Source organism: Brevirhabdus pacifica (assembly GCF_002797755.1).
Taxonomy (GTDB): Bacteria; Pseudomonadota; Alphaproteobacteria; order Rhodobacterales; family Rhodobacteraceae; genus Brevirhabdus; species Brevirhabdus pacifica.
In genome coordinates this window covers 1,640,762-1,657,249 of sequence record NZ_PGFI01000011.1, presented here as the reverse complement: position 1 = coordinate 1,657,249, position 16,488 = coordinate 1,640,762, and the positions used below count along the sequence as shown (strand labels likewise).

At 66.1% G+C, this 16,488-nt stretch carries 18 protein-coding genes and 1 tRNA gene; 12 read left to right on the top strand and 7 right to left on the bottom strand.

All coding sequences use genetic code 11. The features are described 5' to 3' along the window. Positions 1 to 83 precede the first annotated feature (83 nt). From CLV77_RS08030 to CLV77_RS08005, 6 genes are all read left to right on the top strand, one after another. The gene (locus tag CLV77_RS08030) at positions 84 to 1,076 is read left to right on the top strand and encodes a TRAP transporter substrate-binding protein (RefSeq protein ID WP_076978474.1); all 993 of its coding nucleotides are present in this window, start codon (positions 84 to 86) and stop codon (positions 1,074 to 1,076) included. Between the two features lie 102 nt (positions 1,077 to 1,178). Then, the gene (locus tag CLV77_RS08025) at positions 1,179 to 1,817 is read left to right on the top strand and encodes a TRAP transporter small permease (RefSeq protein ID WP_083707620.1); all 639 of its coding nucleotides are present in this window, start codon (positions 1,179 to 1,181) and stop codon (positions 1,815 to 1,817) included. Then, a complete protein-coding gene (locus tag CLV77_RS08020; protein ID WP_076978475.1) occupies positions 1,817 to 3,097 on the top strand; it encodes a TRAP transporter large permease in 1,281 nt (426 codons plus the stop codon). Before CLV77_RS08025 ends, CLV77_RS08020 begins: the two co-directional genes overlap by 1 nt. Positions 3,098 to 3,105: 8 nt before the next feature. Next, positions 3,106 to 3,879 carry an enoyl-CoA hydratase/isomerase family protein gene (locus tag CLV77_RS08015; RefSeq protein ID WP_076978476.1) on the top strand — a complete coding sequence of 258 codons (774 nt, stop codon included), beginning with the start codon at positions 3,106 to 3,108 and terminating at the stop codon, positions 3,877 to 3,879. Next, positions 3,876 to 5,114 carry a CaiB/BaiF CoA transferase family protein gene (locus CLV77_RS08010; protein ID WP_076978477.1) on the top strand — a complete coding sequence of 413 codons (1,239 nt, stop codon included), beginning with the start codon at positions 3,876 to 3,878 and terminating at the stop codon, positions 5,112 to 5,114. The genes CLV77_RS08015 and CLV77_RS08010 overlap by 4 nt, the downstream gene beginning before the upstream one ends. 178 nt (positions 5,115 to 5,292) lie before the next feature. Continuing rightward, complete coding sequence (locus CLV77_RS08005; protein ID WP_076978478.1) at positions 5,293 to 6,570, top strand: aminotransferase class V-fold PLP-dependent enzyme; 1,278 nt, start codon at positions 5,293 to 5,295, stop codon at positions 6,568 to 6,570. Between the two features lie 56 nt (positions 6,571 to 6,626). On the opposite strand, the gene CLV77_RS08000 is transcribed toward CLV77_RS08005, so the two are convergent. Beyond that, positions 6,627 to 6,703 (bottom strand) — tRNA-Ile (locus CLV77_RS08000). A gap of 111 nt (positions 6,704 to 6,814) precedes the next feature. On the opposite strand from CLV77_RS08000, the gene purM reads away from it, so the two are divergent. The 3 genes from purM (at position 6,815) to rnd (ending at position 9,709) form a co-directional block, all read left to right on the top strand. Continuing rightward, positions 6,815 to 7,861, top strand: coding sequence for a phosphoribosylformylglycinamidine cyclo-ligase (gene purM / locus CLV77_RS07995; protein ID WP_076978479.1), 1,047 nt, complete (start codon positions 6,815 to 6,817; stop codon positions 7,859 to 7,861). Then, positions 7,858 to 8,451, top strand: coding sequence for a phosphoribosylglycinamide formyltransferase (gene purN, locus CLV77_RS07990; protein ID WP_076978480.1), 594 nt, complete (start codon positions 7,858 to 7,860; stop codon positions 8,449 to 8,451). The genes purM and purN overlap by 4 nt, the downstream gene beginning before the upstream one ends. 100 nt (positions 8,452 to 8,551) lie before the next feature. Then, positions 8,552 to 9,709: a ribonuclease D gene (rnd, locus tag CLV77_RS07985; RefSeq protein WP_076978481.1), complete on the top strand. Its 1,158-nt coding sequence runs from the start codon at positions 8,552 to 8,554 to the stop codon at positions 9,707 to 9,709. Between the two features lie 102 nt (positions 9,710 to 9,811). Here rnd and CLV77_RS07980 read toward each other — a convergent pair whose 3' ends face one another. Beyond that, positions 9,812 to 10,273, bottom strand: a complete 462-nt coding sequence (locus CLV77_RS07980; protein ID WP_076978482.1) for a hypothetical protein — start codon at positions 10,271 to 10,273, stop codon at positions 9,812 to 9,814. Between the two features lie 148 nt (positions 10,274 to 10,421). Here CLV77_RS07980 and CLV77_RS07975 point away from each other — a divergent pair, with 148 nt between their 5' ends. Further along, on the top strand, positions 10,422 to 10,853 hold the full coding sequence (locus CLV77_RS07975) for a SufE family protein (protein WP_076978483.1): 432 nt from the start codon (positions 10,422 to 10,424) through the stop codon (positions 10,851 to 10,853). A gap of 21 nt (positions 10,854 to 10,874) precedes the next feature. Here CLV77_RS07975 and CLV77_RS07970 read toward each other — a convergent pair whose 3' ends face one another. The 5 genes from CLV77_RS07970 to CLV77_RS07950 all read right to left on the bottom strand — a co-directional run bounded on the left by CLV77_RS07970 (position 10,875) and on the right by CLV77_RS07950 (position 14,953). Next, complete coding sequence (locus CLV77_RS07970) at positions 10,875 to 11,552, bottom strand: DUF1638 domain-containing protein (RefSeq protein WP_083707621.1); 678 nt, start codon at positions 11,550 to 11,552, stop codon at positions 10,875 to 10,877. A gap of 48 nt (positions 11,553 to 11,600) precedes the next feature. Next, the gene (locus CLV77_RS07965; protein WP_076978484.1) at positions 11,601 to 12,305 is read right to left on the bottom strand and encodes a corrinoid protein; all 705 of its coding nucleotides are present in this window, start codon (positions 12,303 to 12,305) and stop codon (positions 11,601 to 11,603) included. Positions 12,306 to 12,469: 164 nt separating this feature from the next. Continuing rightward, on the bottom strand, positions 12,470 to 13,489 hold the full coding sequence (bmt, locus tag CLV77_RS07960; protein WP_076978485.1) for a betaine--homocysteine S-methyltransferase: 1,020 nt from the start codon (positions 13,487 to 13,489) through the stop codon (positions 12,470 to 12,472). A 242-nt stretch (positions 13,490 to 13,731) separates the two neighbouring features. Continuing rightward, positions 13,732 to 14,217, bottom strand: a complete 486-nt coding sequence (locus tag CLV77_RS07955) for a Hint domain-containing protein (protein WP_076978486.1) — start codon at positions 14,215 to 14,217, stop codon at positions 13,732 to 13,734. 421 nt (positions 14,218 to 14,638) lie between these two features. After that, positions 14,639 to 14,953, bottom strand: coding sequence for a DUF1476 domain-containing protein (locus CLV77_RS07950; RefSeq protein ID WP_076978487.1), 315 nt, complete (start codon positions 14,951 to 14,953; stop codon positions 14,639 to 14,641). A gap of 286 nt (positions 14,954 to 15,239) precedes the next feature. On the opposite strand from CLV77_RS07950, the gene purC reads away from it, so the two are divergent. Both purC and purS read left to right on the top strand, forming a co-directional pair. After that, a complete protein-coding gene (purC, locus tag CLV77_RS07945) occupies positions 15,240 to 16,001 on the top strand; it encodes a phosphoribosylaminoimidazolesuccinocarboxamide synthase (protein ID WP_076978488.1) in 762 nt (253 codons plus the stop codon). An 84-nt stretch (positions 16,002 to 16,085) separates the two neighbouring features. Beyond that, a complete protein-coding gene (gene purS, locus CLV77_RS07940; RefSeq protein ID WP_076980901.1) occupies positions 16,086 to 16,331 on the top strand; it encodes a phosphoribosylformylglycinamidine synthase subunit PurS in 246 nt (81 codons plus the stop codon). Positions 16,332 to 16,488 lie beyond the last annotated feature (157 nt).

Here is a 16,488-nt window from a genome sequence, read left to right as displayed (position 1 = left end):
GACAAGATCACCGGCCCGTGCCAGCAGGGGACACAAGATCCCCGCGACCCGGGCGGATTGAAAGCAAAATCAGGGAGGATTTTATGAAACTTTCGCAATACCTCAGCGGAGCGGCCCTGGCCGCGATCATCGCCGTCCCCGGGATCACCCCGGTCGCCGCGGCCGAGATGACATTGAAGTTCGGCCACGTGGGCGCACCCGGCTCGCTTTACGAGGAAACCGTCAACGCCTATGCCGAATGCGCCAATTCCGCGCTGGGGGACAAGGCCGAGGTCCAGGTCTTCGGCTCGTCGCAGCTGGGCAAGGACAAGGAGCTGCTTCAGAAGCTGAAGCTGGGCCAGGTCGATTTCTCGCTGCCGTCCTCGATCATGTCCTCGGTGGATGATGTCTTCGGTATCTTCGAGATGCCCTACATCATCAAGGACCGCGACCACATGCGCCGGGTCCAGGGTGCGATGATGGACAAGTTCCAGGAAGCTGCGAACAAGAACGGCTATCGCATTGTCGGGCTTGTCGAAAATGGCTTTCGCCATATCACCAACAACGTCCGTCCGGTGAACAAACCCGAGGATCTGAAAGGCATCAAGCTTCGTACGCCGAACGGCGCGTGGCGGGTCAAGATGTTCAAGGAGTATGGCGCCAATCCGACGCCGATGGCTTTCGCCGACGTCTTCACCGCGCTTCAGACCGGCGTCATCGACGGGCAGGAAAACCCCTACGCTCAGATCGCCTCGGCCAAGTTCCAGGAGGTGCAGAAGTACCTGTCCATCACCGGCCACGTCTACACGCCGGCCTATATCCTCGCCTCGGAGAAGAGCTTTGCCAAGCTGCCCGAGGACGTGCAGGCCACGCTGACCGATTGCGGCAGCAAGGCCCAGGACTTCGCCTACAAGCGTGCCGCCGAGCTGGAGACCGAGCTTCTGCAGGTCATCAAGGACGCGGGCGTCGAGGTGAACGATGCCGACAAGGACGCCTTCATCGAAGCCTCCAAGCCGATCTACGAAGCCTTTGGCAGCGAGGTCGAGGGCGGCCAGGACATGATCGACGAGGTGCTTGGGCTGGGCAAATCCAGCTAAGCCACCCAGCGTGACGGGCCGGCCGGGCAAATGTCCGGCCGGCAGCCATGTCGCGATGGCGCGCCGCCGGCGCGCCGCGCTTGAGGGCAGCAGGGCAGGAACATGACGCAAGACGACAAGACCGGATCGGGCGCGGGCATCCCCGCCACCGATTCCGTATCCCGGGTGCGACCGCGCCCCGTGCACGAGCATCCGCTGTGGCGCGGCCTTCTGCGCATCACGGGCAAGCTTCTGGAATGGTTGACGGTTCTGCTGATGGTGCTGCTGACTGCGGTGGTGATCGTCGCGGTTCTGGCGCGCCTCGCCGGGGAAAGCTTTTCCTGGTACGACGAGGTGGCCGCGATCATGCTGGCCTGGATCACCTATTACGGCTCGGCGCTGGCGGCGCTTTACCGGCGGCACATCGGCTTTGACACCGTGTTGCTGAAACTGCCCCGCGGGCTGCGCCTGGGCGCGCTGCTGCTGGGCGAGGGGCTGGTGCTGCTGTTCTTCGTGCTGATGGCGCGGGCGGGGTTTCAGGTCCTCGAGGTGCTGGAGGGCGACCGGCTGGTCTCTTTGACCTGGGTGCCGGTGCAGTTCACCCAATCCGTCATCCCCATCGGCGCGATCCTTTTCATCATCTGCCAGCTACTCAGCCTGCCGGGCTACTGGAGCGCCACCATGCGCGGCATCTCCCTTGAGCATGCCGAGATCGAGGAAGAGGTCGAGACCGAGCTTCACAAGAACAAGGATCGCGGCTGATGCTGATGCTGATGATTTTCCTGGCCCTGGTGGCGATGATCTGCATCAACGTGCCGATCGCCGTCTCGCTGGCCCTTGCCGGGGTGCTGGGCCTGCTGCTGACCGAGGGGGTCGACAGCCTGGTGACCATCGCGCTGGACATGTACGACGGCTCGACCAAGTTCTCGCTGATCGCGATCCCGATGTTCGTGCTGGCGGGCGCCATCATGAACGCGGGCGGCATCACCGACCGGCTGATCAACTTCGTCGGCGCGCTAATCGGCTTCATTCGCGGCGGCCTTGCGATGGTCAACATCGGGGTGTCGCTGTTCTTTGCCGAGATTTCGGGCTCGGCCGTGGCGGATGTCGCGGCCATGGGTTCCATCCTGATCCCGCAGATGAAGAAGCGCGGGTATTCCAAGGAGTTGTCGGCGGCCGTCACCTCTTCTTCGGCGTCGCTGGCGATCATCATCCCGCCCTCGATCCCGATGATCCTCTATGCCGCCTCGGCCAACACCTCGGTCGAGCAGCTTTTCGTCGCGGGGGTCGTGCCGGGGCTGATGGGGGCCGGCGGGCTGATGCTCGTGGCTTACATCTTCGCGCGCCGCTACAACCTGCCGACCGAGGAGGCCTTCAACCTTCCCCGCGTGCGCGAGACGTTCATGGACGCGCTGCCCGCCTTTGCCCTGCCGGTGATCATTCTGGGCGGCATTTTCGGCGGCTTCGTCACCGCGACCGAGGCTGCGGGCCTTGCCGTCATCGCGGCGCTGGTGGTGTCGGCCTGGTATCGCAACCTCGACATCGCGCATCTCAAGCGCGCGATGCTGGACGGCGGCATGCAAACGGCGGTGGTGATGCTGCTGGTGGCGGCTTCGGTGCTGATGGGTGGTTTCCTGACCCGCGCCCAGATCCCGCAGCAATTGGCCCAGGGCATCCTGGACGTGACCGACAAGCAATGGGCGATCCTGCTGATCCTGAACTTCTTCTTCCTTGTGATCGGATTTTTCCTGCACTCGGCGGCGGCCATCATCCTGGTCGTCCCGATCGTCATCCCGCTGATCACTGCCGCCGGCATCGACCCGGTGCATTTCGGCCTGGTGGTGACGCTGAACCTTGCGATCGGGCAGCAGACGCCGCCGGTGGCCTCGGTGCTGATAACATCCTGCGCGGTGGCGCGGGCCAATATCTGGGAGGTGTCGAAGGTCAATGTCTGGTTCGTGGCGGTGCTGCTGGTGGTGTTGGGGATCTGCACCTACGTGCCCTCGGTGCCGCTGTTCCTGGTCGAGTATTTCTACAGATGAGAGAGAGCATGAGCGAACTTGAACACGAGGTCCGGGGCCGCACCCTTTGGATCACCTTCAACCGGCCCCAGGCCCGCAACGCCCTGACCTTCGGGATGTATTCGAAGCTGGCCGAGCTTTGCGCGGGCGTGCCGACCGACGGCAGCCTGGGCGCGGTGGTGATCTCGGGGGCGGGGGGCAAGGCCTTTGCGGCCGGCACCGACATGACCCAGTTCCGCGCTTTTGATACGGCCCAGGACGCGCTGGATTACGAAGGGCGGATCGAGCAGGTGCTGGAAGCGGTGGAGCGGTGCCCGCTGCCGACCATCGCGGCGATCAACGGGGCCTGCACGGGGGGCGGCGCCTCGATCGCGGCGGCCTGCGATCTGCGCATCAGCTCGGCCCGGATCAAATTCGGCTTTCCCATTGCCCGCACCCTTGGCAATTGCCTGGCCGCCGCCAACCTGGCGCGCCTGGCCGAGTTGATGGGCGCCGGCCGGGTCCGCGAGCTGATCTTCACCGCCCGGCTGATCGACGCCGAGGAGGCCCACGCGGCGGGCCTGGTCAGCGAAGTGCTGGAGGATGAGCCTGCCCTGATGCAGCGGGCCGAGGAACTGGCCGAACTCGTCGGATCCATGGCCCCCCTGACCCTGCGCGCCACCAAGGAGGCCATGCGCCGGACCCGGGCTGCCACCCGCGTCCACGACGATGATCTGATCGAAATGTGCTACATGTCCAACGACTTCCGCAACGGGATGGAGGCGTTCCTGGCCAAGCGCGCACCCGTGTGGGAGGGGAAATGACCGACAGTTCCGAAACCGGCGGTCCCGGCGCCGCCAAGCCCAGGGGGCCGCTTGACGGCATGAAGGTGGTCGAGCTTGCCCATATCATGGCCGGGCCGGTCTGTGGCCTGATGCTGGCGGACATGGGCGCCGATGTCATCAAGGTCGAAAAGCCCGACGGCGACGACAGCCGCCGCTTTGTCCCGCCCAGCCTCGGGGGGGAATCGGCCGCCTACATGATGATGAACCGAAACAAACGGGGCATCGCGCTGAACCTCAAGGATCCCGCGGCGGTCGAGGCGCTGCGCCGCCTTCTGTCCACCGCCGACGTGGTGATCGAGAATTACCGTATGGGCACGATGGAGCGACTGGGCCTGGGCTATGAGACCCTGCGCGCAGAGAACCCGCGCCTGATCTACGCCGAAATCTCGGGTTTCGGCCGCACCGGCCCTTATGCCGAACGTGGCGGCTTCGACCTGATTGCCCAGGGCATGTCGGGCCTGATGTCGATCACCGGCGAAGGGCCGGGACGTCCGCCGATCAAGACCGGCGCGCCGATCTCGGATATCGGCGCGGGGATCCTGGCGGCGATGGGGGTCAGCGCGGCCTATGCCCGGATGTTGCAGACCGGGCAGGGACAGAAGGTCGACACCTCGCTTTTCGAGGCGGCGATCACCCAGACCTACTGGCAATCGGCGATTGCATTCGCCACGGGCGAGGCCCCGGGGCCGATGGGGTCGGCCCATCCGCTGAACGCGCCCTACCAGGCCTTCCGCACCAGCGACGGCTGGATCAACGTGGGCGCCGCCAACCAGCGCAACTGGGAGCGGTTTCTGGACGTGATTGGCGCGCCCGAGCTGGGCCGGGATCCGCGCTTTGCAAGCAACCACGACCGGATGAGCAACCTTCCGGACCTTGTCGAAATCCTGAACGGTCACCTGGAAAAGGACAGCAGCGCGGTCTGGTTGGAACGGATGGACGCGGCCGGGCTTCCGGCGGGGCCCGTGCTGGACATCAACCAGATGCACCGCGATCCCCAGGCCCTGGCCCGCGACATGATCGTCGAGGTGGATCACCCCGCCGCGGGCCCCGTCAAGACCATCGGCCTGCCGGTCAAGTTCGACCAGACCCCCGGCGCGGTGCGCAGGGCCGCACCGCTGTTGGGCCAGCACAGCCGACAGGTCCTGGCCGAGGCGGGCTATGACGATCAGGCGATCGCCGCGATGATCGACACCGGCGCCGTGATCGCGGCCTGACGGACAATTCCGGGCAAGACCGGGCGCACCCGGTTCTGCCCGGTGAAGGAAATATGCCCCGATCCCGGACCGATGCCCGTCATGGCGCCGATTTGCGCTTGTCTTGGCCGCACCGGGCGTCATCAATCCCGCAACAGCCCGAAATCCCGGGCAGATACCCAATGAGAAGGATCCGACCATGCTGGGAACCAACCCCGAGTTGATCGAGGCCGTCCGCGCCCGTTTTGCCCATGTGGATGAATGCCCGTTCCAGGGGCCCCGGATCTTCTTCGAGAACGCGGGTGGCGCGCTGACCCTGCGCTCGGTCGTCGAAACCTCGACCCGCGCGGCGGCGGTGCCCGACAACCAGGGCCGGGACAATCCTGCCAGTGCCGAGCTTGTGCGCCGCATCGCGAAGGCCAAGGAAGACGCGATGCTGTTCTTCAACGCCACGCCCGGGCGCAGCGGTGGCCAGATCTTCGCGGGCGAAAGCGGCACCGAGCTGCTGTTCCGCGTGATCTCGGCCGCGATCCTCAGCGCGCGCAAGCAGGGGGGCCGGGTCTTGGGCTCCACCCTCGAGCATCCAGCGACCGCATCGGCTTGCGAACGCTGGGCCGAGATCGCGGAGCTGCCCTATCATCAGGTCGCCCATGACGACGCCACCGGCACCGTGGGGGCGGCGGAATACGCCCCGGCGGTGACGCCCGACACGCGGGTCGCGACGATCCTTCACACCTCCCCGGTGACGGGGATGGGGGTGGACGTGGCCGCGATCTCGAAGGAAATCCGCAAGGTCGCGCCCGAGTGTTTCATCATCGTCGATGGCATCCAGCACGCGGCCCACGGACACATTGATATCGACGCCTATAACATTGATGCATATGTCATTTCCCCATACAAGGTTTTCTCCCGCCACGGCTATGGTCTGGCCTGGATCTCGGACCGGCTGGCGCGGGTGCCCCACAATTCCCTGCGGGGCGGACCCCAGGAGAACTGGGAAATGGGGACGCGGGACAATGGCGCCTACGAGACGTTCTCGGATGTGGTGGCCTATCTCGAATGGCTGGGGGGCGAGGTTTCGGACCTGCCCGCCACCGACCGCCGCGCCCGGATCGAAGCCGCCGCCGCCGCGATCCACAGTCACGAGCATGACCTGACCGAGGCGATGCTGCGGGGGACCGGCAACCAGGCCGGGCTGGCCGATCTGGACGGTGTGGAGGTGCTGGGCGGCCTCGACAACCCTGCGCGCGAGGGGCTGGTGTCGCTGACCGTGCGCGGCAAGGACGCGGTCACTGTGGTCGGCGAGCTGAACCAACGCGGCATTCGCACCCATGCCCGCAAGGCCGACCACTACTCGGGAAATATCCTGCGACCGCTGGGACTGGAGTCTTGCGTGCGGGTGTCGATGTGCCACTACAACACCGAGGGCGAAGTGGCTGAATTCCTTGCGGCAATGCGAGAGATCAGCGGCAACTGAGGGGAAGGGGGCGGCCCCGTGGCGGCGTGCCATGCCGCGCTCGGCGGGGACAAAAATGGTAGGCCCGGAGGGACTCGAACCCCCAACCAAAGCGTTATGAGCGCTCTGCTCTAACCAATTGAGCTACAGGCCCCCAGTGCGGCCATGTGCTAGCAGAACAGGCTTTCCCGTCAACCTTCTGTTGCGGGCAAAAGCGCCATGCTCTATTGCGCGGGGCAATCTGATTAGCGACGGGAAAGCTGCCATGTGCTCTGACAAGACCGGTCTTACCTATGCCGACGCCGGCGTCGATATCGATGCGGGCAACGCGCTTGTCGAACGCATCAAGCCCGCCGCGGCGGCAACGCGTCGTTCGGGCGTCATGGCCGGGCTGGGCGGGTTCGGCGCGCTTTTCGATCTGAAGGAGGCGGGCTATTCCGATCCGGTCCTCGTGGCGGCCACCGACGGGGTGGGCACCAAGCTGCGGATCGCCATCGACACCGGCCATTACGACACCATCGGCATCGATCTGGTGGCCATGTGCGTCAACGATCTGGTCTGTCAGGGCGCCGAGCCTCTGTTCTTTCTGGACTATTTCGCCACCGGCAAGCTGGAACTGGATGCCGCCGCCGCCGTGATCGAGGGCATCGCCGAGGGGTGCAAACGTTCGGGTGCGGCGCTGATCGGGGGCGAGACCGCCGAGATGCCGGGCATGTATGGCGCGGGTGACTTTGATCTGGCGGGCTTTGCTGTTGGCGCGATGGAGCGGGGCTGCGCTCTGCCTGACGGCGTCAAGGAAGGCGACGTTCTTCTGGGCCTCGCCTCGGACGGGGTGCATTCCAACGGCTATTCGCTGGTCCGCCGCATCGTCGAGAAAAGCGGCCTGTCCTGGTCCGATGACGCGCCTTTCGCCGATGGCCCTCTGGGTGCGGCCCTGCTGACGCCAACCCGTCTTTACGTGACCCAGGTGCTGGCCGCGATCCGCGCCGGCGGCGTGCACGCGCTGGCGCATATCACCGGCGGCGGCCTGACCGAGAATATCCCCCGCGTCCTGCCCGAGGGAATGGGCGTGCGCATCGACCTCGACGCCATCGAGCTGCCGCCCGTCTTCGCGTGGCTGGCCCGCGAGGGCGGTCTGGACCAGGCCGAGATGCTCAAGACCTTCAACTGCGGCATCGGCATGGTGCTGGCGGTCGAGCGGGACCGTGCCGAGGCGCTGCGCACCCTCCTGATCGGGCGCGGCGAGACGGTCTGCACCCTGGGCGAGGTGGTCGCGGGCGAGGGCGTCGCCTACACCGGGTCGCTGGGGTGAGCAAACGCGTCGCGATCCTGATCTCGGGGGGCGGGTCCAACATGGTCCGCCTGGTCGAGAGCATGACCGGCGATCATCCGGCCCGGCCCGTTCTGGTGGCCTCGAACGATCCCGGGGCGGGGGGGCTGGCCAAGGCCGCCGCGATGGGCGTGCCCACGGCGGCCGTCGATCATCGCCCCTTCGGCAAGGACCGCGCCGCGTTCGAACATGAGCTGTCGCGCGCCCTAGACGCGGCGCGCCCCGACATCATCTGCCTGGCCGGCTTCATGCGGGTGCTGACCGCGCCCTTCGTCGAGCGTTGGCAGGGCAGGATGCTGAACATCCACCCCTCGCTGTTGCCAAAGTATACCGGGCTTCACACCCACGCCCGCGCGATCGAGGCTGGCGACAGCCACGCCGGTTGCACCGTGCACCTGGTGACACCGGTGCTGGACGATGGCCCGATCCTGGGTCAGGCCCGGGTGCCTGTGTTGCCCGGCGACACACCCGACACCCTTGCCGCCCGGGTTCTCGTACAGGAACACCGGCTTTATCCGGCGGTTCTGCGCCGGTTTGCGGCCGGGGATGAGGACATATTGCACCTGCAATAGGTGCGAATGATCCCATGGGCTTTTCATCCGCCCCTGAAACGCATACACCCTTGCGCACGCCAGGTGGGGACCCGGTCACAAACAAGAAGAAATTTTCCCGATGCGAACACTGACGAACACGCAGGATCTTGCTGCATTTTGCCAAGAAGCCAGCAAACATCCCTATGTGACGGTCGATACGGAATTCCTGCGAGAGCGGACGTATTATGCCAAGCTTTGCCTGGTCCAGCTTGCGATGCCGGGACAGGATGACAGCACCGCCGTCCTGGTCGATCCGCTGGCAGAGGGCATCTCGCTTGAGCCGCTCTACGAGCTTTTCCGCAACCGGGACGTGGTCAAGGTGTTCCACGCCGCCCGTCAGGACCTCGAGATCTTCTTCATCGAGGGCAAGGTCTTCCCCGAGCCGCTGTTCGACACCCAGGTCGCCGCGATGGTCTGTGGCTTCGGCGATCAGGCGGGGTACGAGACGCTGGTGCGCAAGATCGCCAAGCAGCCGCTGGACAAGACCTCGCGCTTTACCGACTGGTCGCGCCGCCCGCTGACCGAGGCCCAGAAGAAATACGCCCTGGCCGATGTCACTCACCTGCGCGTGATCTACGAATACCTGGCCGAGCAGCTTGCCAAGACGGGCCGCACCCAGTGGGTGGAGGAAGAGCTGGCCGTTCTGACCGATCCCGCGACCTATATCGTCGATCCCGAACATGCCTGGCAGCGGGTCAAAACGCGTACCACCTCGGGCAAGTTCCTGGCCGCCGTGCGCGAGCTTGCGCGTTTCCGCGAGATCTACGCCCAGGGCAACAACGTGCCCCGCAACCGGGTCTTCAAGGACGATGCGCTGATCGAGCTGGCCTCGACCAAGCCGGCCAACGTGCAGGACCTGTCGCGGTCGCGCCTGCTGCTGCGCGAGGCCCGGCGCGGCGAGATCGCCGACGGCATCCTGGCCGCCATCGCCACGGCCGCCCGGACCGATCCCAAGGACTTCCCCAAGCCCGACGCGCGCCGCGAGAAGCTGGCCGTGAACTCGGCGTTGGCCGATCTTCTGCGGGTGCTGCTGAAATCCAAGTCCGAGGAATCGGGCGTGGCACAGAAGCTGATCGCCTCGGCCTCCGACCTCGACGAGATCGCGGCCGGGGAGCGGGACCTTCAGGTCCTGCGCGGCTGGCGCCACAAGGTATTCGGCGCCGATGCGCTGAAGCTGTGCGAGGGGCGGATCGCCCTTGGCACCGACGGCAGCGCGGTCCGCACCATCGAAATCTGAGGGTCAGGAAACGGGTGATTGCCGTGCCGTCCTTGGGGTCGATCGCGCGATGACGTCCCGTTCAGCCGGGCTTATCACTGAAAGGGGCCGCTGCCCCCGGGATCAGCGGCTGGCGGCGCGGCGGTTGGTGGCGGCGATCACCTCGATCCGTGCGACACCGGCCAGCAGGTTGGCCGACAGGGCCTGGGCGGCCGAAATCTCACGCGAGGGCTGGGTGCCGGCGGGGCGGGGCGCGGGCGGCGGGCTGGCGCGGAATTCATAGCGCAGCACCCCGTCCAGCGGACGCCCATCGTTCAGCGCGACCAGCTCGGCGTCGTAATAGCCCTGGGTCGGCGGCAGGCCGATGGCGGTCAGGATGGCACCGGAGGTCGTGCGCTCCACCCCCACGGTCAGGACCTGCGCCACCAGCGGGCGCGGATCGGCGGGAATGGCGGTGGCGGTCGCGGCGACCCGGACCTCGGGTTCGGACCGGAACCAGCTGAAGGGATTGAGGCTGCTGTCGCTCCAGCCACAGCCCGCCAGCAACGCCGCGGTGGAAAGCGCAATAACCAGCCGTGTTTTCATGGAAATCCGTCCCTTTGCCGCGTCTTCCTTCTGGCCTAGCCGAAACGGCGGTTTTTGAAAAGCGCATCTTGCAAGGGATGGGGCGCGGGGCTGGACCTTTGGCCCCGGCGCGATTACGTCAGATCCATACCCCTGCGCAGGAGATCCCATGGCAACCGAGGCCTTTGAAGACATCGTCGAGACCTTCGAATTCCTGGACGACTGGGAGGATCGCTATCGCCATGTCATCGAGATGGGCAAGGCGATGCCGCCGCTGGACGATGCGCTGAAGGTCGATGCCACCAAGGTCACCGGCTGTGCCAGCCAGGTCTGGATCGTGCCGCGGATCGAGGGCGAGGGCGCCCAGGCGCGTTTCGATTTCGACGGCGAAAGCGACGCGATGATCGTGCGCGGCCTGATCGCAATCCTGCATGCGCTTTATTCCGGACTTACCCTGGGCGAGGTGCTGAAGGTCGATGCGCCGGCCGAGCTGGCGCGGCTGGGTCTTGACGAACATCTGTCCTCGCAACGCTCCAACGGGCTGCGCGCCATGGTCGAGCGGATCCGCCACGTGGCGGCTGGCAAGACCGCCGCCGCCTGAGGCCTCACAAGGGCTGCGGCGTCAAAGCGCGCGCAACTCCCGCTCCAGGTCGCCATAGCCGGTCAGGCGCCGCTCGTAGGCAAGGCCCAGGAACGCTGCGCAGTCGCGGGCCTTGGCGTCCAGATCGGCGTCATCGGTCTGGGCCTGGTAGACCAGCTTCTCGTAATTCCCGAAATACATCTCGCGCAGCTCCGGGTGCCGGTCCAGGCCAAGGGGCCGGGTGACGAAGGCGTCGAACTGCCGGACCAGGAAATCGGTCAGGTAGAAGGCCGTGAACTCCTGCTCCTGGATCTCGGCAAAGCGCGGGACCCCTTCGAAGAAGGCATAGCAATGGGGGCCCGGCATCATCTCGACCCCCAGCTCCTCGCAGCGGGCCTGCAACAGCCCGCCCGTGCCGCAATCTCCGTAGACGACAAAAATCCGATCATAGGCGTCGCGGTGGCGCGCCACCGCCTCGGCCACGGCATCGGGGATCTTTTGGGGCGAGTTATGCAGGATCGCCGGCAGACACATAAGGTCCATGTGCGACAGCCCGGCCTGGTCGCGGATCGCCAGGATCTCGCGCGCAAGCGCCCCGCAGGCCAGCAGGAGCACGCGCTGACCCGGCGAGGGCGAGGGCGCATCTGGGCCCAAGGTTGGGGCAGGGGCCGTTTCCGGCCCCATCCCGTGGATTGTCAGTCTGTCGTCTTCGCTGCTCATGGCTGCGGCTCTCCCGGGGTGGCCCGGCCCTGCCGCCCTTGGCGGTGGTCAGCCGGCGGCCATCTGGTTGTGCTTGCGCGAAATGAAATCCTTGGCGGTCTCGACCGCGACGGCGGCATCGCGGCAATAGGCGTCGGCGCCGATGGCCTTGCCGAATTCCTCGTTCAGGGGCGCACCGCCGACAAGGACGATATAATCGTCGCGGATGCCCTTTTCAGCCAGCTGGTCGATCACGGTCTTCATGTAGGGCATGGTCGTGGTCAGCAGGGCGGACATGCCGAGGATATCGGCCTCCTCGGCGATCAGCGCGTCGATATAGGCATCGGCGGCGTTGTTGATACCCAGATCGACCACCTCGAAACCGGCGCCTTCCATCATCATCGCGACAAGGTTCTTGCCGATGTCGTGGATGTCGCCCTTGACCGTTCCGATCACCATCTTGCCCATGCGCGGCGCGCCGGTCTCGACCAGCAGCGGCTTGAGGATGGCCATGCCGCCCTTCATCGCGTTGGCGGCCAGAAGCACCTCGGGGACGAAGAGGATGCCGTCGCGGAAGTCGTTGCCGACGATGGTCATGGCGCCGACCAGCGCCTCGGTCAGCACGCGGTAGGGTTCCCATCCGCGTTCCAGCAGGATGTTGACCCCTTCCTCGATCTCCTCGCGCAGACCGTCGTAGAGGTCGTCGAACATCTGCTGAACGAGTTCCTCGTCGTTCAGTTCGGACAGGATGATGTCTTCTTCTTCATCAGCCATGAGAGGCTCCGTGGGTTGGGGCGTGGCTCTTGCCCGGTATTTGACCGCAATCCGAGGCGGCATCTCGGCGAATAGCGACCCCGTGGCCCCCGTGACCGACCTTCGGAAGGGCGCGGAGCCGTGTCAGCCTGTCGCAGGCGGGTTCGGTCGGCCTGGCGCCGGGCTCAGCTCTTCTTGCGGCGGCGGCTGGAGCTGCGGCGCGTCTCGACCGGCTCGCCGCTGGTGCCGTCGCTGTCCGAGGAAAACCCTCCAAGCGCCGCGGTGATCTGGTCGAGGGTGGGCCGCTCGCCCCGGGGGCGGGTTTCCAGCGCCTCGCGCATGGCCGACAGGTGCTCGGGCATGGTGCCGCAGCAGCCGCCGATGATGGTGGCACCCGCGTCCCGCGCCAGGATGGCATATTCGGCCATCAGCTCGGGCGTGCCGTCGTAATGGATGTGACCGTCGACGTATTTCGGAATGCCGGCATTGCCCTTGGCGATGATCGGACGGGTGGCGCCTGCGTCGACATAGCCAAGCGCCGTGCGCAGCAGGTCGGCGGCGCCCACACCGCAGTTGGCGCCGAAGGCCACGGGCGGATGCTTCAGCCCCTCGACCAGATCGACCATCGCGGCCGATGTCAGGCCCATCATCGTGCGCCCGGCGGTATCAAAGCTCATGGTGCCGCACCAGGGCATGTCGGCCAGCGCGCAGGCTTCGGCGGCGGCGCGGTATTCCTCGGGGGCCGAGATGGTCTCGACCCACAGCACGTCGGCGCCACCGGCCTTCAGACCCTCGGCCTGCTCGTGGAACATCTCGACGGCGGAGGCGTGGGTCAGGGTGCCCATCGGCTCCATGATGTCGCCGGTCGGACCCATCGAGCCCGCAACGATCACCGTGCGCCCCGAGGCGTCGGCGCATTCGCGCCCGATCTCGGCGGCCAGTTTCGACAGCTCGAACGCGCGGTGCTGCGCGTCGTGCAGTTTCAGCCGCGAGGCGTTGGAGCCGAAGCTGTTGGTCAGGAACAGATCGCTGCCCGCGTTGATGGCGCCGTTATAAAGCTTCTTGATCCGGTCGGGATGATCCTCGTTCCAGAACTCGGGCGCGTCGCCCGACGACAGACCCATGTTGAACAGGTTGGTGCCTGTCGCACCATCGGCCAGCAGCCAGTCGCGGGTTTCAAGCAGGCGGGCGAGGGGATGCGTCATGGACAGACCTTTTCTGACGAGGATGGGCTGAATTGCCACGCGCGGGCCCGGGACGCAAATTGATAATTATCATAAAGATGTTGAGCCGGCTTCAAATCCGCCGCTGCGTCCCCGCGGGGGCGCCCCTTCATTGTCGTGAAAATATCCCCGCCGGAGGCATCCTCTCCCACCCGTCAGCGCGACGTCCCCAGGACCGCGCCGCGCGACTGCCCCTGTGGCGGCCCTTGGGCCACGCGGCGGGATCACTCCTCGTCGCTTCTCCCGGATTCGGTCAGGCGGGTGATCTGGGCTGCCGACAGGCAGGCCAGCGGCAGGTTCTCGGCCTGGATCACCTCGGGGCGCTCGAAGCCGATGGCGTAGAAGCTGCGGCCCTGGCTCTCGGGGTCGGGTGTCACCGTGCGGTCGTTGACCAGGTAGCGCGCCGGAACCGTGTCGTTGTAGCGGTTGCGGTTGCCGCTGCCGCGGCTCATGCGGACGAAAAGCGGCTGCTGGGGCGAGACGACAAGCGCCTCCATCGGGCGCAGCTTGCCGAAGGCGCCGGCCTCGATGATGACGGGGGCGTGGGCCTCGTCGGTCGGGGTGGCGTTGGCGGGCAGATCGGGGGCCGGCAGCTTGCGGATCAGCTGAAGCCGCTGGGACCCACGGGAATGGGTGATGATGCGGTCGCCCTCGCGCAGGGTCTCGACCGGGCGCATACCGCGCAGGGTGGCGATGCGGGTGCCGGACATGACGCAGGGGATTTCCCAAAGGCGCGGCGTGGGCGGGGCGTGTGGGATGATCTCGTCAGACAGGTCGCGATGGGGGGCAGACCCTGTGCACGACTGTCCAGAAAGCTGGTCGAAGCCCGGCGACTCAATATCGTCCGCCCGCCGGTCCAGAGCACCGAATCCACCTTGGGATAAACTCATTGTATCGACCCGCCGATTGCGCCCCCGGCAGCGACTTTGGTGCCAGAGGAAGGGGGCGAAACTATGACAATCAGCGCCCGGATCGGCGGTTTGGAGGCCGGTTTCGGGGCGAACACGCCCGGGACAGGGCCGGGGCGGACGCGTGCGGCGGAAACGAGGCGGCGCGTCCGGCGCGCGCCTCGCGACGCGTGCCGGGGAGGGCAAGCGGACCCGCCCCCAGGGGCGGTGTCCGAAAACGGGATCAGAGTTCGTTCAGGATCTGGCCTTTGGCGACGGCCGAAAGCTCGGCCATCTTGGCGCGGATCGTCGCCTCGTCGGCGGCGCTGCCAAGATCCCCCGCAACCTTGCGATAGACATCCTCGTCGCCGGCCTCCTCGAAATCGGCGCGGACGACCTCGCGGGCATAGTCCTGCGCCTCTTCGCCGGATTTTCCAAGCAGCTCGGCCGCCCAGAGGCCCAGCAACTTGTTGCGGCGCGCCTCGGCGCGGAACTGCATCTCCGCGTCATGGGCGAACTGGTTCTCGAAGGCCTTTTCGCGGCTGTCGAAGGTTGTCATGGCGTACCCCGCTGAAAATCATTGTTCTCTTCGATTCAATATGTGTGGCGCCCGGCCTTCGCGCAAGGGTTCGCTGTGTCCGGCGGGCCGCCCCGCACGCCGGCGCGAGGGTTCTGGTGCGGCGCGCGGGCGGTGACGCCAGGGGCTGATCGCGGGGCGCGCGAGCCGTGACGTGGGGGCCGTCATGTCGCGTTTGCGCGCATTATCTTGCCCCTGCAGGGGCCTTGGCCTATACGGGCGCCAATTGACCGGGTTCTGCCCCGGCCGCCGCTGTATCGGAGCGCCCATGGCACGCCGCAAGAAGATTTACGAAGGCAAGGCTAAGATTCTGTATGAAGGCCCCGAACCGGGCACCTTCGTGCAGTATTTCAAGGATGATGCCACCGCCTTCAATGCCGAGAAGAAGGACGTGATCGAGGGCAAGGGTGTTCTGAACAACCGCCTGAGCGAATTCTTCATGAATGGCCTGACCGCCGTCGGCATCCCGAACCATTTCATCCGCCGCATCAACATGCGCGAGCAGCTGATCCGTCAGGTCGAGATCATTCCGCTGGAAGTGATCGTGCGCAACTATGCCGCCGGCTCGCTGTCCAAGCGTCTGGGCATCGAAGAGGGCACCGCCCTGCCGCGTCCGATCATCGAGTTTTGCTACAAGGATGATGCGCTTGGCGATCCGCTGGTCGCGGAAGAGCATATCATCGCCTTCGGATGGGCCGCGCAGCAGGATCTGGACGACATGGTCGCGCTGGCGCTGCGGGTGAACGATTTCCTGTCGGGCGTGATGTTCGGCGTCGGCATCCGGCTGGTCGATTTCAAGATCGAGATCGGCCGCGTCTGGGACAACGACTTCCAGCGCCTGATCGTCGCCGACGAGATCAGCCCAGACAGCTGCCGCCTGTGGGACATGGAAACCGGCCAGAAGCTGGACAAGGACGTGTTCCGCCGCGACCTCGGCAACCTGGCGGATGCCTATACCGAGGTGGCCCGCCGCCTGGGCGTCCTGCCCAGCAACGTGACCCACGCAGTGAAGCCCACCCTCATCAATTGAGAGCCCCCGCGGCTGACGCTTGTAAAATGACGGAAGGCCCGCGGGACGGGTTTTTCGGGACTATCGAAGGAAAATGCACCGATGATGAAGGCGCGTGTTCATGTGATGTTGAAGGCCGGCGTTCTCGACCCGCAGGGCGAGGCGGTTCGCCACGCCCTGGGTGCGCTGGGTTTCGACCAGGTCGGCGGCGTCCGGCAGGGCAAGGTGATCGACCTCGAGGTCGATGCCTCCAGCGAAGAGGCCGCGCGGGCTTCTGTTACCGAGATGTGCGAGAAGCTGCTGGCCAACACCGTGATCGAGAAATACGACATCGAGATCTCGGCCGCCTGACCGGCCGAGCGGCGTCAGGGCGGCTGCGCCCGATGGGTTTTGCATCCGCGGCGCGGCTCACGGTGCCAGCCTTGGGCCGACATCGCCGGGTAGGGGGCGCTTGATCCCCGCTTCCGGCCTGCTTAGATCGACACCGGCCCGGGCGCGCGCTGCGCCG

Bases quoted from the DNA above. Each gene is read 5' to 3' on its own strand.
- CLV77_RS08010 (WP_076978477.1), top strand. From the start codon at position 3,876: ATGACCGACAGTTCCGAAACCGGCGGTCCCGGCGCCGCCAAGCCCAGG.
- CLV77_RS07955 (WP_076978486.1), bottom strand. From the start codon at position 14,217: ATGTCCGGCACCCGCATCGCCACCCTGCGCGGTATGCGCCCGGTCGAG.
- purS (WP_076980901.1), top strand. From the start codon at position 16,086: ATGAAGGCGCGTGTTCATGTGATGTTGAAGGCCGGCGTTCTCGACCCG.
- CLV77_RS08030 (WP_076978474.1), top strand. From the start codon at position 84: ATGAAACTTTCGCAATACCTCAGCGGAGCGGCCCTGGCCGCGATCATC.
- purM (WP_076978479.1), top strand. From the start codon at position 6,815: ATGTGCTCTGACAAGACCGGTCTTACCTATGCCGACGCCGGCGTCGAT.
- purC (WP_076978488.1), top strand. From the start codon at position 15,240: ATGGCACGCCGCAAGAAGATTTACGAAGGCAAGGCTAAGATTCTGTAT.
- CLV77_RS07950 (WP_076978487.1), bottom strand. From the start codon at position 14,953: ATGACAACCTTCGACAGCCGCGAAAAGGCCTTCGAGAACCAGTTCGCC.
- CLV77_RS08025 (WP_083707620.1), top strand. From the start codon at position 1,179: ATGACGCAAGACGACAAGACCGGATCGGGCGCGGGCATCCCCGCCACC.
- CLV77_RS08020 (WP_076978475.1), top strand. From the start codon at position 1,817: ATGCTGATGCTGATGATTTTCCTGGCCCTGGTGGCGATGATCTGCATC.
- CLV77_RS08005 (WP_076978478.1), top strand. From the start codon at position 5,293: ATGCTGGGAACCAACCCCGAGTTGATCGAGGCCGTCCGCGCCCGTTTT.
- CLV77_RS08015 (WP_076978476.1), top strand. From the start codon at position 3,106: ATGAGCGAACTTGAACACGAGGTCCGGGGCCGCACCCTTTGGATCACC.
- bmt (WP_076978485.1), bottom strand. From the start codon at position 13,489: ATGACGCATCCCCTCGCCCGCCTGCTTGAAACCCGCGACTGGCTGCTG.
- CLV77_RS07980 (WP_076978482.1), bottom strand. From the start codon at position 10,273: ATGAAAACACGGCTGGTTATTGCGCTTTCCACCGCGGCGTTGCTGGCG.
- rnd (WP_076978481.1), top strand. From the start codon at position 8,552: ATGCGAACACTGACGAACACGCAGGATCTTGCTGCATTTTGCCAAGAA.
- CLV77_RS07975 (WP_076978483.1), top strand. From the start codon at position 10,422: ATGGCAACCGAGGCCTTTGAAGACATCGTCGAGACCTTCGAATTCCTG.
- CLV77_RS07970 (WP_083707621.1), bottom strand. From the start codon at position 11,552: ATGAGCAGCGAAGACGACAGACTGACAATCCACGGGATGGGGCCGGAA.
- CLV77_RS07965 (WP_076978484.1), bottom strand. From the start codon at position 12,305: ATGGCTGATGAAGAAGAAGACATCATCCTGTCCGAACTGAACGACGAG.